Consider the following 12,883-nt stretch of genomic DNA (forward strand, 5'->3'; position numbering starts at 1 on the left):
CGAGATCTTGATATCGCCGAAGCCGTGCTCCTCGAACAGGCTCGCCTCCCACAGCGCCGACTCCACCAGCGCCTCGGGGGTGGCCTTGCCGTACTTCTCGAGCATGCGCTTGTCCAGGGAGCCGGCGTTCACGCCGATCCGGATCGGGATCCCGGCCGCACCGGCGGCCTTGGCGACCTCCTTGACCCGGCCGTCGAACTCCTTGATGTTGCCCGGATTCACGCGCACGGCGGCACAGCCGGCATCGATCGCGGCGAAGATGTAGCGCGGCTGGAAGTGGATGTCCGCGATCACCGGGATCTGCGACTTCTTCGCGATCATCGGCAGCGCGTCGGCATCCTCCTGCCGCGGGCAGGCCACGCGCACGATGTCACAGCCCGATGCGGTCAACTCCGCGATCTGCTGCAGCGTGGCGTTCACGTCGTGGGTCTTGGTCGTGGTCATCGACTGGACGGAGATGGGGTGATCACTGCCCACTCCCACCGTGCCCACCATCAGCTGGCGCGTCTTACGCCGCGGTGCGAGGACCGCCGCCGGTGCGGCCGGCATCCCCAGGGTGATGGCTGTGCTCACGTTCGGCTGCCTACTTTCGTCTGCGTCTGGTGCACCCGTTCGCTGCCGAGTCTAGTGCGGGCGGTATGGGCGCGGCCTGTGAGAGCACCGACACCCCGGCCGGTGACCGGTGCGCGCGGGGCCCTCCACCGCCGGGAACGACTGTGACCAGGACCGCACCGCTGCCCGGCCGGGCTGCCCGCAGCCCTTCGGGATGCCCGGTCATCCGGGATTTTCCGCTCGGATACCGATGTGGTTACCGTGGACCAGCCGAAGGCCGGCGCCCACCGTCGCGTTCAGGAGGATTCACCGGATGTACATCCCACGACCACGTGTCGGGCGGCGCTGACCGTGCGCCTGGCGATGACTCCGGAACTGCCCGCCGACCCGGAAGCGGCTGCGGCACTGCAGCAACGATTGCGCGATTCGGTGCTCACCCACGACCCGCGGCCGCCGCGATATCGCACCGTCGCGGGCCTGGATTCGGCCTACGACGAGTCCGGCGCGGTCGTCGCCGCCGTCGTAGTCCTCGACATCGACACGATGGAGACCGTCGACACCGCCGTCGCCCGCGGCACGACGCGGTTCCCGTACGTCCCCGGCCTGCTCGCGTTCCGGGAGCTGCCGACCACCCTGGCCGCGCTGGAGCGCCTCGGCACAACGCCCGATCTGCTGGTGTGCGACGGCCAGGGCATCGCCCACCCGCGGCGCTTCGGGCTGGCATGCCACCTGGGCGTGCTGACCGGGCTGCCGTCGATCGGCGTCGCCAAGACGGTGTGGGGTGACTGCGACGAGCCCGACGCCGCCCGTGGTTCGGTCGCCGACATCACCGTGGACGGCGAGGTGGTCGGGCGGGCGCTGCGCACCCAGCCCGGAATCAAACCGGTGTACGTGTCGGTGGGCCATCGCATCTCCCTCGACACCGCCTGCGACCGGGTTCTCGCGCTGGCGCCGAGGTACCGCCAGCCCGAAACCACCCGTCGCGCCGATCATCTGTGCCGGGCGCTGCTGCGCGACACCGTCGCTCACGGCTAGCGCGAATCCGGAGACCGGCGCCGTGCGGCAGCATCGAAACAATCTCGGAGACGAGCTTCGGCAATCTCATCGCTAATGAGAGTTCTCGACGTGCTCATCGGCGAGATCCGCGGAGCGTCAACGCCACTCGAGGCGACGGGCGATCATCGTTCGGGAGGCGCCGGAGTCGAATGCCACCTCGTTCCGAATACTCGTTGTCGAATTACCGTAGCGATCAACTCGATCGATTTGTTTATCTGTCCCTCGAACATAATCGAAGCAGCTGGAAACCGAAAAGCCATTCGCCCTATCTCCGTGCGATTCGACTCCTTTCCTCCGATCCGCGACGCCGCCGGAGGCCCACTGCCGCCACCGCTTCCCGCGCTGAATATCGCAGATCAAGCGGTGTAACAGCAGAGCGGATGCCGGCGGCGGACAGGACGAAACACGAAAAGGCAAGCCGCGGTCGAAATTCGCGTCCAATTCGTGCCTTGACGAGTTTCGTCGCCGGGCAGACGATGGACCGATGACCGGCGATGAGGAATTGATTCAGGTCGAACAAGTCATCGAGCGGCTGATCGCCAGCCACCCGTCCGTCCCGCCCGGGGACATAGAACTCATCGTGCGCGGCATCCACAAGCGGTTCTCCGATGCGCGAGTACACGACTTCGTCCCCCTTCTGGTCGAGAAGGCGGCGCGGCAAGCGATCAGCATCCGGCCGGCCGGAACAGCGGCGCCGTCGCCTCGCATCCGTCCGCGCGGCACCCACCCGGTGACGGTCATCTGAGGAGGATCGCGCCGAGGGAAAGGACGAGCGTTATGGCGGCCACACAAGCGGTGCCCCAGAGTTCGTCGGCGGGTCCGCCGGCTCCCGCCCCGGCCGATTGGCACGCCCGCGACGCCGACGCCGTGGTGGCGGCGCTGTCCTCGGACCGGCACGCCGGACTCACCTCCGCCTCGGCCGAGGAGCGGCGTCGACGCTACGGCCCCAACAAGATAGCCGCCGAACCCGCACCGGCGCCGTGGACCGTCGCGCTGCGCCAGCTCCGGGATCCGATGAACCTGATGTTGATCGCGGTGGTAGTGGTCAGCATCGTCATCGGCGAGATCCCGACCGCCGTCGTGGTCGCGGTGCTGGTCGTACTCAACGTCGTACTCGGCACGCGGCAGGAACTCGTGGCGCGCGCAAGCGTGGACGCCCTGGCGAAGATGCAGTCGCCGCAGGCGCGGGTGCTGCGCGACGGAGTGCTGATCCAGCTCGACGCGCTCGAGCTGGTACCCGGCGATATCGTCCAACTCGAAGCCGGCGATATCGTCCCCGCCGACGGCCGGCTCGTCACCTCCGCGACCCTGGAAACCCAGGAGGCGGCGCTCACCGGTGAAAGCGCCCCCGTCGCCAAGGATCCCGGCACCCTCGCCGCCGCGGACGTGCCGCTCGGCGACCGCGGCGACATGGTCTATCAGAACACCTCGATCACCCGGGGAACCGCCACCATCGTGGTCACCGAAACCGGGATGAACACCGAGATGGGCCGGATCGCGTCCATGCTCTCCGCGGTCGCCCCGTCGAGGTCACCACTGCAGCGCGAGCTGGATTCACTGACGAAACTGCTCGGTGTGATCGCGTGGACGGCGGTCGCGATCATCGTGGTGATCGGCGCACTGCGCGGCCAGGATGTGACAGCGGTACTGCTGCTGGGCATTTCGATGGGCGTCTCCGCGATTCCCACCGGTCTGCCGACCTTCGTCCAGGCGATGCTGGCCTACGGCGCCCGCCGCCTCGCCGACGCCAGGGCCGTGGTCAAGAACCTCACCGATGTCGAGACGCTCGGCGCGACCAGCGCCATCAACTCGGACAAGACCGGCACCCTGACCATGAACCAGATGACGGTGCGCTCGCTGTTCTTCCACTGCCGGTGGTACGGCGTGACCGGAGAGGGCTACAGCAAGAACGGAATCGTCACCGAGGCCGCCGGTGCGGGCACCCCGGATTTCACCCTGCTCGCCTACGGGCTGTGCCTGGACAGCGATGCCACCGTGTCCGACACCGGGGAGGTGGTCGGCGATCCGACCGAGGCCGCGCTGGTGGTTCTGGCGGCCAAACTCGGCATCGACGCTCCGCTCACCCGCCGCGACTGTCCGCGCGTCGCCGCAGTGCCCTTCGACTCGGCCTACAAATTCATGGCGACCTTCCACCATCTGCGCGTCGACGAGGGGACTCGATTCGTCGAATTGGTCAAGGGCGCACCCGATATGGTCCTGGCCCGCTGCGCGAGCGCCTACCGCCCGGACCGCACCGAGGTGCCGATCGACGAGGCACGCGCCGAGATCACCGCGGCGATGCGCACCATGTCGGAGCAGGGACTACGCGTCCTGGCCTTCGCTGCCCGGATCCTCGACGGCCGGGAGGACGCCACGCGGACCGACCCCATGTCGATGGTCGAGAATCTCACCTTCGTCGGCATGGCGGGCATCATCGACCCGCTGCGACCCGAGGCGGTCGAATCGGTGCGCATCGCCCACGAGGCGGGCATCGACGTCCGCATGATCACCGGTGACCACGCGATCACCGCCGCCGCGATCGGAGCCGAACTCGGGCTGGGGCCGGGGGCGGTCGGCGGCGCGGAACTGCAAGCCATGACCGACGAGCAACTGGCCGAGGCGCTGCCGAATCTGCATGTGTTCGGCCGGGTGACGCCGCAGGACAAGTTGCGGCTGGCCGGCGTGATGCAACGGAGCGGCGCGGTGGTGGCGATGACCGGTGACGCGGTCAACGACGCCGCCGCGTTGAAGAAGGCCGATATCGGCGTCGCGATGGGTTCGGGCAGCGAGGTCACCAAACAGGCGGCCGAGATGGTGCTCACCGACGACAACTTCGGGACGCTGATCACCGCGATTCGCCTGGGCCGCAGCATCTACGACAAGATCGTGTCCTATATCCGGTACCAGATGTCGAAACTGTTCTCCCTGGTACTGCTGTTCCTCGTGGCCAGTATCTTCGACATCAACCACGGCGTCGCGCTGACCCCGCTGATGGTGCTGTTCCAGCACTTCTTCATCACACTGTTCCCGGTCGCGGTCATCATGACCGATCCCCCGCCACCGAATCTGATGAACAAACCGCCCCGCGATCCGGCGATGCCGATCGCCAACCGGACCGCGTTCACGCAGTGGCTGATCTACGGGGTGCTGCAGTTCGCGGTCGCCCTCGCCGCCATGCTGCTGGCTCCCGGCGAGATGGACACGGACACCGCCTCGGTGCCGATGACGACGACCTTCGTGGTGTTGTCGCTGGGGTCGGTCCTCGCCGGGCTGGCGATGCGCCGCGATCCCGAATCCGGTTTCACCGCACCGATTCTCGGCGCCCTGAAGATTCTGTCGATCCCGGTCGTGGTCACCGTCCTGGCCGTGCAGCTGGGCTTCCTGCAGGATCTGCTGATGACGACGACGCTGACGGGCGGGCAGTGGCTGGCCTGTCTGGGCTGGTCGCTGCTGATCCCGATCGCCGTCGAGGCGGAGAAGGCGCTGCGGCGCCGCCACATGCGCCGCAGCACACCGCCGGAGCCGTTGAACGCTGCGGTCGCGGTGGCGCCGCTGCGGGCCCGGGCCCACTGAGGCCGGACCGCGCACACGCCGAATCCACTACGGGAACAGTTTGATCGGGTTCACGATGTCGGCGACCAGGGTGAGGATCATGTACGCACCGCCGATCACCACCACGATGTAGGTGGCGGGCAGCAGTTTCATGTAGTCGACCGGAGCGCCGTTGGGCAGGCCCTTGCGGTTGCGCCACATGTTGCGCAGCTTCTCGAAGATCACCACCGCGATATGGCCGCCGTCCAGCGGTAGCAGCGGCAGCAGGTTGAACGCGCCGAGGAAGAAGTTCAGGCTGGCTAGTACCAGCACGAACATATTCCAGTATCCGTGCTCGGCCGTCTCACCGCCGATCTTGCTGGCGCCGTAGACACTGACCGGAGTGTCGGCATCGCGCTGGCCGCCGGTCACGGCGTGCCAGAGGCTGACGACTTTGCTCGGCATCTGCGCGAGCGAAGCGAAGGTGCGGCCGAACATGTCCCCGGTGAAGGCCGCGGACGCCGGAACCGCCGCGACCAGGTTGTATTTCACCGGGCTGTACACATCCTGTGCCACACCGACTTTGCTCACGTACACCGGCGTGGTGACTCGCTCGGAACTGTCCGTGGACTTCAGCGGATAGGTGGCCACCCGCTCCGGGGTCACCGGAATCTGCAGCGTCCGATCGTCGCGCTTCACCGTGTAGACGACCGGGCCGTTCGCCTTCTCGGTGATCGAGCGGAAGTCGTCCCAGGTCTTGACGGGCTTGCCGTCGATCGCGGTCACCAGGTCGCCGCGCTGCAATCCGGCGCGTTCGGCCGGGCCGGGACCGGTGCACTTCTGCGTCGACCCGTCGGGGTTCTGCGCGGGCACACAACCGGCCGGGTAGATCTGGGTGGCCGGCGGCGAATCCAGCCGCGGCAGCCCCCAGGCCACCGCGAGCAGCATGATCAGCAGGAAGCCCAGGATGAAGTTCATCGCGATGCCGCCGAACATCACCACCAGGCGCTTCCAGGTGGCCTGCCGGTACATCGCGCGATGCAGGTCCTCGGGGGGGACCTCGTCCAGCGCGGTCATGCCCGCGATATCGCAGAAACCGCCGAGCGGCAGCGCCTTGAGGCCGTATTCGGTCTCACCGCGGCGGAACGAGAACACCTTCGGCCCGAAGCCGACGAAGTAGCGGCGCACCTGCATGCCGGTGGCCTGCGCCGCCCACATGTGGCCACATTCGTGTAGCGCCACCGATACCGTGATGCCGAGGGCGAACAGCACGAATCCGATCGCGAAGCCCATGCGGTATGGAACCCTCCTGAATCAGTTGCTCACGAGCGTGCGCGCACGCTGTCGCGCCCACGCATCCGCCGCGAGCACCTCGTCCAAGGTACTGGGTTCGGCGGCCCAGCGGTCGGCCGACTCGACCACCCGCGCGACCGTGCGCACGATATCCGGGAATCGGAGCACACCGTCGAGGAACGCCTGCACCGCGATCTCGTTGGCGGCGTTGTAGACCGCGGTGACGCTACCGCCGGCCTTACCCGCCGCGCGAGCCAGTTCGACCGCGGGGAAGACCCCGGTGTCGACAGGTTCGAATTCCCAGGTGAACGCCGTGCCGAAGTCGATCGGGGCGAGGGTGCCGGGGACCCGGTCCGGCCAGCCCAGCGCCAGCGCGATCGGCAGTTTCATATCCGGCAGGCTGGCCTGGGCGAGAGTGGAGCCGTCGGTGAAGGTCGCCATCGAGTGCACGATCGACTGTGGATGCACCGTGACGTCGATCTTGTCGTAGTCGATGCCGAACAGCATGTGCGCCTCGATCAGTTCGAGGCCCTTGTTCACCAGCGTGGCCGAATTGAGGGTGTTCATCAGACCCATCGACCAGGTGGGATGGGCCTTGGCCTCCTCGGGGCGCACCGATTCCAGCATCTCGGCGGTCCAGCCGCGGAACGGGCCGCCGGAGGCGGTGAGCACCAGCCGCGCGACCTCGTCGGCGCGGCCGCCGCGCAGGCATTGCGCCATCGCGGAGTGTTCGGAGTCGACCGGGACGATCTGCCCGGGAGTGGCGGCCCGCGTCACCAGACTGCCGCCCGCGACCAGCGATTCCTTGTTGGCCAGTGCCAGGCGCCGCCCCGATTCCAGCGTCGCGAGCGTCGGCCGCAGCCCCAGCGCGCCGACCAGGGCGTTGAGCACCACGTCGGCGTCGGTGCGGCGTACGAGTTCGGTCACCGCGTCCGGACCGGCCAGGCCCACACCGAGTTTCGCGGCCGCGGCCGGATCCGCGACCGCCACGTTGTCGGTACCGGTGGCGCGGATCTGCTCGGCCAGCAGATCGGTATTGCCGCCGCGCGCGGCCAGGCCGACCACCTGGAATCGGTCCGGATTGGCGGCGACGACCTCCAATGCCTGGGTGCCGATGGAGCCGGTGCTGCCCAGCAGCAGAACTTTCACGATGTCGGACACGCACTCATTGTCCACGGTGAATCGCCGCGGACGTCACCCCGCTGGCTACGACGGCCGGTCGTATGCAAACATATTCTCGACAGACACCTTCACGACCTGCGGACCTCACGGCGTACTCCGCGCCCGCGAGCCGCAGCGCACACGGAAATGATGGGAGCGAACGTGGCCGCCACGGAACTGGAACCCGCCAAGAGCGCCGGCGTCGTCACCAAGGTCGATCCCGCCGAGGTTCCCTCCGCCGCCTGGGGCTGGAGTGGTGAATCGCGGCGCACCTTCCGTATCGCCGGATGGGTCGTCGTCGTGATCCTGCTGGCCATGCTGTTCGAGAACCAGCAGGGCCACACCTCCGGCACCGGCTACACCGGATACATCTTCCTGATCGGTTTCGCCGTCGCGCTGGCGGCCATCCTGATCCGCGATTCGATCATTCAGCGCAAGCCGCGCTGAATCCGCTTCGCGCACAGCCTGGTTCGACCGGCCGCTGAGGTTCTGCCTCAGCGGCCGCGTCGTTTCCGGGGGCCGCCGGCCTTGCCCGCCCGCCCCGGTTTCGCGGCGCCACCCCGGCGCGCGGCCGGTTTCGCACCACTCTCACCCCGGCCCCTACCGCGCTGCGCCGCACCGCCTTCGGCGCGCGCGCCGGAATCCTGCCGGCCGCGCCGATCCCGTTCACCGGTGGTCCGGGAACTGCGTGCCGTGCGGCCCCGCACGACACCGATGAATTCCTCGGCCAGTTCGACCGCGTCCTCGATCGGCCAGGACAGGGCGATCTGCGTCGGATCGACATCGGTGAGCGGACGATAGATCAGGTCGCGGCGATGATGCAGCCGCGCCAGCGACTGCGGAACCACCGCCGCCCCGCCGACCGCGGCCACCAATTCGACGGTGTCGCCCACGGCGTCGAGATCGGTCGCGTCCTGCATCCGCTCGCCGGCCAGATCGGCCAGACTCACCTCGTCGAACAACCCGATCGGATGATCCTTGGGCACCACCGCCACGGCGACCTCGTGGTAGAGCGGAATCGCGTGCAGCCCTTCGCGTTCGATCGGCAATCGGACGAAGCACATGTCGACTCGTCCCTGCGCCAGGGCCTCGCGCTGCTGGGCCTGCGGCACCGCGATCACGTCGAGCGGGACGTCGGGGAAGCGTTCGGCCCACACCCGCGCCCACTTGGCGACGGTGACGCCCGGGACGTAGCCGATGCGCAGCGCGGTGGGAGCAGACTCGGTCATGCGGCCAGCGTATGGCACCGGGCGGGCCGGTTCGGCATCCGCCGCCGACCCCAGCGGCCCGATACGCGATCGAGGTGACGCGGAGGTCGACGGCAGTGGTCGAAACCGTGCCCACCGGGCGAACACGGTAGAAATGATCGCAGTACGTTTCCCATCCTCCCCCGGCGTGCCGGGCAGACCAGATCGGATATGCGTTGACGACCCCCTCCCCGGCCCCGATGGCATCCGGCGGCCCCGGATTCGATCGGCCGCTGTTCACCACCATCACCGATTTCGCCGACCACACCCGGTGGCTCAACGACACGATGCTGTGGTTGACCGATGCCGGTCTGGCGGTGTTCGCGGTGCTGATGGTGATCGGCTGGTGGCAGGCCCGCCGCCGCGACGACCGGACGATGGCGCTGGCGCTGCTGGCTCCGGTGAGTGTGGTGATCGCCTATCTGGTCGCCGAGGTGGTGAAGGTGATCGTCGCCGAACCGCGCCCGTGCCGGGGCGTGCCCACCGCCTACATCATCGAGACGTGCCCGGTGCCGAGCGACTATTCGTTCCCCAGCGGCCACACCACCACCGCCGCGGCGACCGTCGCGGCGCTGTATCTGCTGAATCGGCGGCTGGGCTGGATCACGGCGATATTCGCGGTCGTCCTGGCCTTCAGCCGGGTCTACGTCGGCGGTCATTATCCGCACGACGTCGTGGCCTCGGCGATCCTGGCCATTCCGGTCGCCACGGCCGTCAGTCTGCTGCTGGCCCGCCCGGCCACCGCGGTGGTGACGCGGATGCGGTCCTCCGCCCTGGCACCGCTGGTCGCCGACCCCGGAAGTACGCCGGTCTCGCGGGTGTGAGCGGGGCCGGCCGGATTCGCTATCCTGTCCGACGTGGCGGTGGGGCTCGCCACTTCGGCGCAGCGGCCGGAGCAACCGTGATCCGACGATCGCCAACAGTCCCTACTCGAGGTACTGCCATGTTCGTGTTCGAGTAGGAGTCCGTCGTTGTCCGAACTACGCCGCGAGGAGCCCCGGCCCGGCGCATCCGCCGACCGGCCGGTCGATCCCGATATCGATCTGCACGTCCCGTCCCAGCGCCGCGAGTTGCTGCGCGAACACGGCGCCGTGCTGGCGGTCATCGGGCTGGGTGGCGGTGTGGGCGGTCTGGCCCGCTACGGGCTGACCCAGCTGCTGCCGACCCGCCCCGGGCAGTTCCCGTGGGGCACCTTCACCGAGAACGTGCTCGGCTGCCTGGCCATCGGCGTGCTCATGGTGCTGATCACCGAGGTGTGGTCGGCGCATCGGCTGGTGCGGCCGTTCCTGGGGGTCGGATTTCTGGGCGGGTTCACCACCTTCTCCACCTACGCCGTCGAGATCCGCAATCTGCTGCAACCCGGTTCGGCCGTGACGGCGTTCGTCTATCTGGCGGCGACTCTGCTCAGCGCGTTGCTCGCGGTGCTCGCCGGGGTGACGGTGACGCGAATGACGGTGCTTCGCAAGGTGATTCGAGGGGAGGCACGGTGACCGTCGTCCTGGTCTTCGCCGGTGCGGTGCTCGGCGCCCCGGCCCGCTATCTCACCGATCGGTTCGTTCAGGCGCGCCACGACAGCCTGTTCCCGTGGGGCACGCTCACGGTCAACATCGTCGGCTGCCTCATTCTGGGCGCGCTCACCGGTGGTGCGGCCGGAAGTCCGGTGCTGGCGTTCGCCGGCACCGGATTCTGCGGGGCGCTCACCACTTACAGCACCTTCGGCTACGAGACGGTCCGGCTGCTGGAACAGCGCGCGGTGTTCTACGCCGCGATGAACGTGGTGATCAGCGTGATCGCCGGACTGGGCGCCGCACTGCTCGGCTATGCCGTCACGCACGCGGTGCTCGGCTGAGATCTCGCGTACTCTGCTCACCCGGCTCGTCCGTGCGGCTGGTCCCAGACCAGCGCCAGATACATGCGGGCCCGCTCGCGCGGCGAATCCAGGCGCTCTCCGAGCAGATCGTGCAGCCGGTCCATGCGGTAGCGCACGGTCTGCGGGTGGATGTGCAGATCGTCGGCGACCGCGTGCCGGTCGCCCATGTTCCACAGCCAGCTGCGCAGCGTTTCGACCAGCCGGTCGCGCTTACCGTCGGGCAACTCCCGAAGTGGTTGCAGCACTTGGGCTCGCAGCGTCTCCAGCAGCCATTCGTCGCGATTGGCGATGATGGTGTCGAGTTCGTCGGCGACCACCACCGGCGATCCGGACAGCACCCCGGCCTTGCGCAACCGCAGCGCGGTGCGAGCGATCCGCATACCGGTCGGCAGCAGGTCCAGCGTGAGCGCGTGGCCGATCACCGCGTCGCAGCCCCGCAGCGCGGCGATGAGCCGGGTGATCCGCCCGCCCAGCATCGGACTGGGCACGATCGCCCCGACCGCGTCGTCGCGCCGGATCGGCAGGCAGTGACCGCCGAGATGTTCCACCACCCCGCAAGAGCGCGCATCGGCCGGATCGGCGAGCACCACCGCGACCTCGGGAGGTAGCTGCCAGCCCGCGCGCTCGGCGGCCAGCCGGATTCCGATGGTGTCGGAACGCCCGGAAAGCAACATTTCCGCCAATTCCTCGCGATGGCGTTCCCGGGCGGCGCTGGACGCGGATTGTTCGAGCACATAACCGTGCGCGGAGGCCGCGGAGAATTCGTCGACGAAGGCGAAAACGGCCTCCGCCAGCACCGCGAGCACCTCCGGTCCCAGGTCGAGTTTCAGCGCCGTTTCCGCGACGTGATGCCAGGCCGCCCGGGCGCCGACCTGGTACGCGCCGAGCAGATCGGACAGGTCCGCGCCGTCCTGCAGTTGCTGGCGCCCGACCTGTTCGAAGACCAACTGCGTCGGCGGCGGAACACCCTCACCGGCCGAATCTCCTGTGCGCGGGCCGTGTTCGGCCAGGTCCAGCAGCCGATGGACGAACAGCACTCCGACCTCGGCCACCTCGGGGCGATGGTCGTCGAGATAGCGCGCGTAGTCGGGCCACTCGGCGGCGAGCAGATCACGGACCTCGTCCAGGAGGTCGGGCATCCTAGCGTCGAGTTCCTCCGAAAGCTGCTCCAATGCCTCCGGTGTTATCGGAATTTCATTATGGGAATCGCTCATTCGAGTCCTCTCCGACTCGATTATCTTCCGGATACAAAAAAGACCAACCGGAATCACTTCAACGGTTGAAGATTTGAGCCCTGTGTTGCGTTCACCATCGAATCATGGACGCAGCGACAGCCCCGGCCCGCTGGCTGCGGGCCCGTGAAAAGGAAGAGAACTTTCCCGTCGCGCTGCGGTGGTTGCCGCGCGAACCACGCCGGCACCTGCACGCGGTCTACGCAGCCACCAGGTTAATCGACCAGGTCGGCGACGCAGCCCCCGGCGATCGTGTGTCGCACCTGCTGACACTGCGCGCCGACCTCGCCGGTCTCTATCAGGGTCGCACACCCGACGATCCGGTGCTGCAGATGCTGGCACCCACCGTGGCGGCGTGCGATCTGCCGCAGGAGGCGTTCCAGGAACTGATCGAGGCGAATCTGCTCGATCAACGCGTCGGCCGCTACGCCACCTTCGAGGATCTGCTCGGCTACTGCCGGCTGTCGGCGAATCCGGTGGGCCGCTTGGTGCTGGCGGTCTTCGACCAGTCCACACCGGACACGGTGGCGCTGTCGGATCGGGTCTGTTCGGCCCTGCAGGTGCTCGAGCACTGCCAGGACGTGGCCGAGGACTACGCGGCCGGGCGCATCTATCTGCCGCAGGACGATCTGGCCGCGGCCGGGGTGACGGACGCGGCGCTGGCCACCGGCGGACCGGGTGATCCGGCGTGCCGGGCGGTGGTGCTCACCCAGGTCGAACGCTGCGAATCGATGCTCGGCGAAGGCGCTCCGCTGGTCGCCCGGCTCACCGGATGGGCCCGGCTCGCGGTCGCGGGGTATCTCGCGGGCGGCTGCGCGACCGCGCGGGCGTTGCGCGTGGCCGAGGGCGACGTGTGGAGTCAACCGGTGCGGCCCCGGCACGTCGACACCGTGGCCTCGATGGTCACGCTGCTCGGCAAGGCCACGGTGGTGTCGCCGTGA

At 68.3% G+C, this 12,883-nt stretch carries 13 protein-coding genes; 8 read left to right on the forward strand and 5 right to left on the reverse strand.

The window, feature by feature from the left end:
* Positions 1-549: flavodoxin-dependent (E)-4-hydroxy-3-methylbut-2-enyl-diphosphate synthase (locus IRT45_RS26015; RefSeq protein WP_194808543.1), on the reverse strand; the 549-nt coding region annotated here is incomplete at its 3' end.
* Positions 550-804: 255 nt separating this feature from the next.
* Between IRT45_RS26015 and nfi the strand changes: the two genes are divergently transcribed.
* From nfi to IRT45_RS26030, 3 genes are all read left to right on the forward strand, one after another.
* Positions 805-1,587, forward strand: a complete 783-nt coding sequence (nfi, locus tag IRT45_RS26020; RefSeq protein WP_309241160.1) for a deoxyribonuclease V — start codon at positions 805-807, stop codon at positions 1,585-1,587.
* Positions 1,588-2,092: 505 nt separating this feature from the next.
* A complete protein-coding gene (locus IRT45_RS26025) occupies positions 2,093-2,353 on the forward strand; it encodes a three-helix bundle dimerization domain-containing protein (protein WP_228535116.1) in 261 nt (86 codons plus the stop codon).
* Positions 2,354-2,385: 32 nt separating this feature from the next.
* The gene (locus IRT45_RS26030) at positions 2,386-5,181 is read left to right on the forward strand and encodes a cation-transporting P-type ATPase (RefSeq protein ID WP_194808504.1); all 2,796 of its coding nucleotides are present in this window, start codon (positions 2,386-2,388) and stop codon (positions 5,179-5,181) included.
* Between the two features lie 27 nt (positions 5,182-5,208).
* Here the strand turns inward: IRT45_RS26030 and IRT45_RS26035 are convergent, their stop codons facing one another.
* A complete protein-coding gene (locus IRT45_RS26035) occupies positions 5,209-6,432 on the reverse strand; it encodes an RIP metalloprotease (RefSeq protein WP_194808505.1) in 1,224 nt (407 codons plus the stop codon).
* Positions 6,433-6,453: 21 nt separating this feature from the next.
* Positions 6,454-7,593 (reverse strand): 1-deoxy-D-xylulose-5-phosphate reductoisomerase, encoded by a 1,140-nt coding sequence (gene dxr, locus IRT45_RS26040; RefSeq protein WP_194808506.1) that lies wholly within the window; start codon positions 7,591-7,593, stop codon positions 6,454-6,456.
* Between the two features lie 162 nt (positions 7,594-7,755).
* Here dxr and IRT45_RS26045 point away from each other — a divergent pair, with 162 nt between their 5' ends.
* On the forward strand, positions 7,756-8,040 hold the full coding sequence (locus tag IRT45_RS26045; protein WP_086006940.1) for a DUF2631 domain-containing protein: 285 nt from the start codon (positions 7,756-7,758) through the stop codon (positions 8,038-8,040).
* Positions 8,041-8,087: 47 nt separating this feature from the next.
* On the opposite strand, the gene IRT45_RS26050 is transcribed toward IRT45_RS26045, so the two are convergent.
* Positions 8,088-8,822: a LysR substrate-binding domain-containing protein gene (locus tag IRT45_RS26050; RefSeq protein WP_194808507.1), complete on the reverse strand. Its 735-nt coding sequence runs from the start codon at positions 8,820-8,822 to the stop codon at positions 8,088-8,090.
* Between the two features lie 194 nt (positions 8,823-9,016).
* On the opposite strand from IRT45_RS26050, the gene IRT45_RS26055 reads away from it, so the two are divergent.
* From IRT45_RS26055 to crcB (IRT45_RS26065), 3 genes are all read left to right on the forward strand, one after another.
* The gene (locus IRT45_RS26055; RefSeq protein ID WP_228535118.1) at positions 9,017-9,664 is read left to right on the forward strand and encodes a phosphatase PAP2 family protein; all 648 of its coding nucleotides are present in this window, start codon (positions 9,017-9,019) and stop codon (positions 9,662-9,664) included.
* Between the two features lie 147 nt (positions 9,665-9,811).
* On the forward strand, positions 9,812-10,330 hold the full coding sequence (gene crcB / locus IRT45_RS26060; protein ID WP_194808508.1) for a fluoride efflux transporter CrcB: 519 nt from the start codon (positions 9,812-9,814) through the stop codon (positions 10,328-10,330).
* Positions 10,327-10,689, forward strand: coding sequence for a fluoride efflux transporter CrcB (crcB, locus tag IRT45_RS26065; RefSeq protein ID WP_194808509.1), 363 nt, complete (start codon positions 10,327-10,329; stop codon positions 10,687-10,689). The genes crcB (IRT45_RS26060) and crcB (IRT45_RS26065) overlap by 4 nt, the downstream gene beginning before the upstream one ends.
* Positions 10,690-10,706: 17 nt before the next feature.
* Here crcB (IRT45_RS26065) and IRT45_RS26070 read toward each other — a convergent pair whose 3' ends face one another.
* Positions 10,707-11,849, reverse strand: a complete 1,143-nt coding sequence (locus IRT45_RS26070) for a CdaR family transcriptional regulator (protein WP_228535120.1) — start codon at positions 11,847-11,849, stop codon at positions 10,707-10,709.
* 179 nt (positions 11,850-12,028) lie between these two features.
* On the opposite strand from IRT45_RS26070, the gene hpnC reads away from it, so the two are divergent.
* Positions 12,029-12,883, forward strand: coding sequence for a squalene synthase HpnC (gene hpnC / locus IRT45_RS26075; RefSeq protein ID WP_194808511.1), 855 nt, complete (start codon positions 12,029-12,031; stop codon positions 12,881-12,883).

The organism is Nocardia sp. BSTN01 (genome assembly GCF_015354405.1).
Lineage (GTDB): Bacteria > Actinomycetota > Actinomycetes > Mycobacteriales > Mycobacteriaceae > Nocardia.

Coding starts and splice junctions, on each gene's coding strand:
- IRT45_RS26025 (WP_228535116.1), top strand. CDS start 2,093: ATGACCGGCGATGAGGAATTGATTCAGGTCGAACAAGTCATCGAGCGG.
- IRT45_RS26030 (WP_194808504.1), top strand. CDS start 2,386: ATGGCGGCCACACAAGCGGTGCCCCAGAGTTCGTCGGCGGGTCCGCCG.
- IRT45_RS26035 (WP_194808505.1), bottom strand. CDS start 6,432: ATGGGCTTCGCGATCGGATTCGTGCTGTTCGCCCTCGGCATCACGGTA.
- IRT45_RS26050 (WP_194808507.1), bottom strand. CDS start 8,822: ATGACCGAGTCTGCTCCCACCGCGCTGCGCATCGGCTACGTCCCGGGC.
- IRT45_RS26070 (WP_228535120.1), bottom strand. CDS start 11,849: ATGCCCGACCTCCTGGACGAGGTCCGTGATCTGCTCGCCGCCGAGTGG.
- hpnC (WP_194808511.1), top strand. CDS start 12,029: ATGGACGCAGCGACAGCCCCGGCCCGCTGGCTGCGGGCCCGTGAAAAG.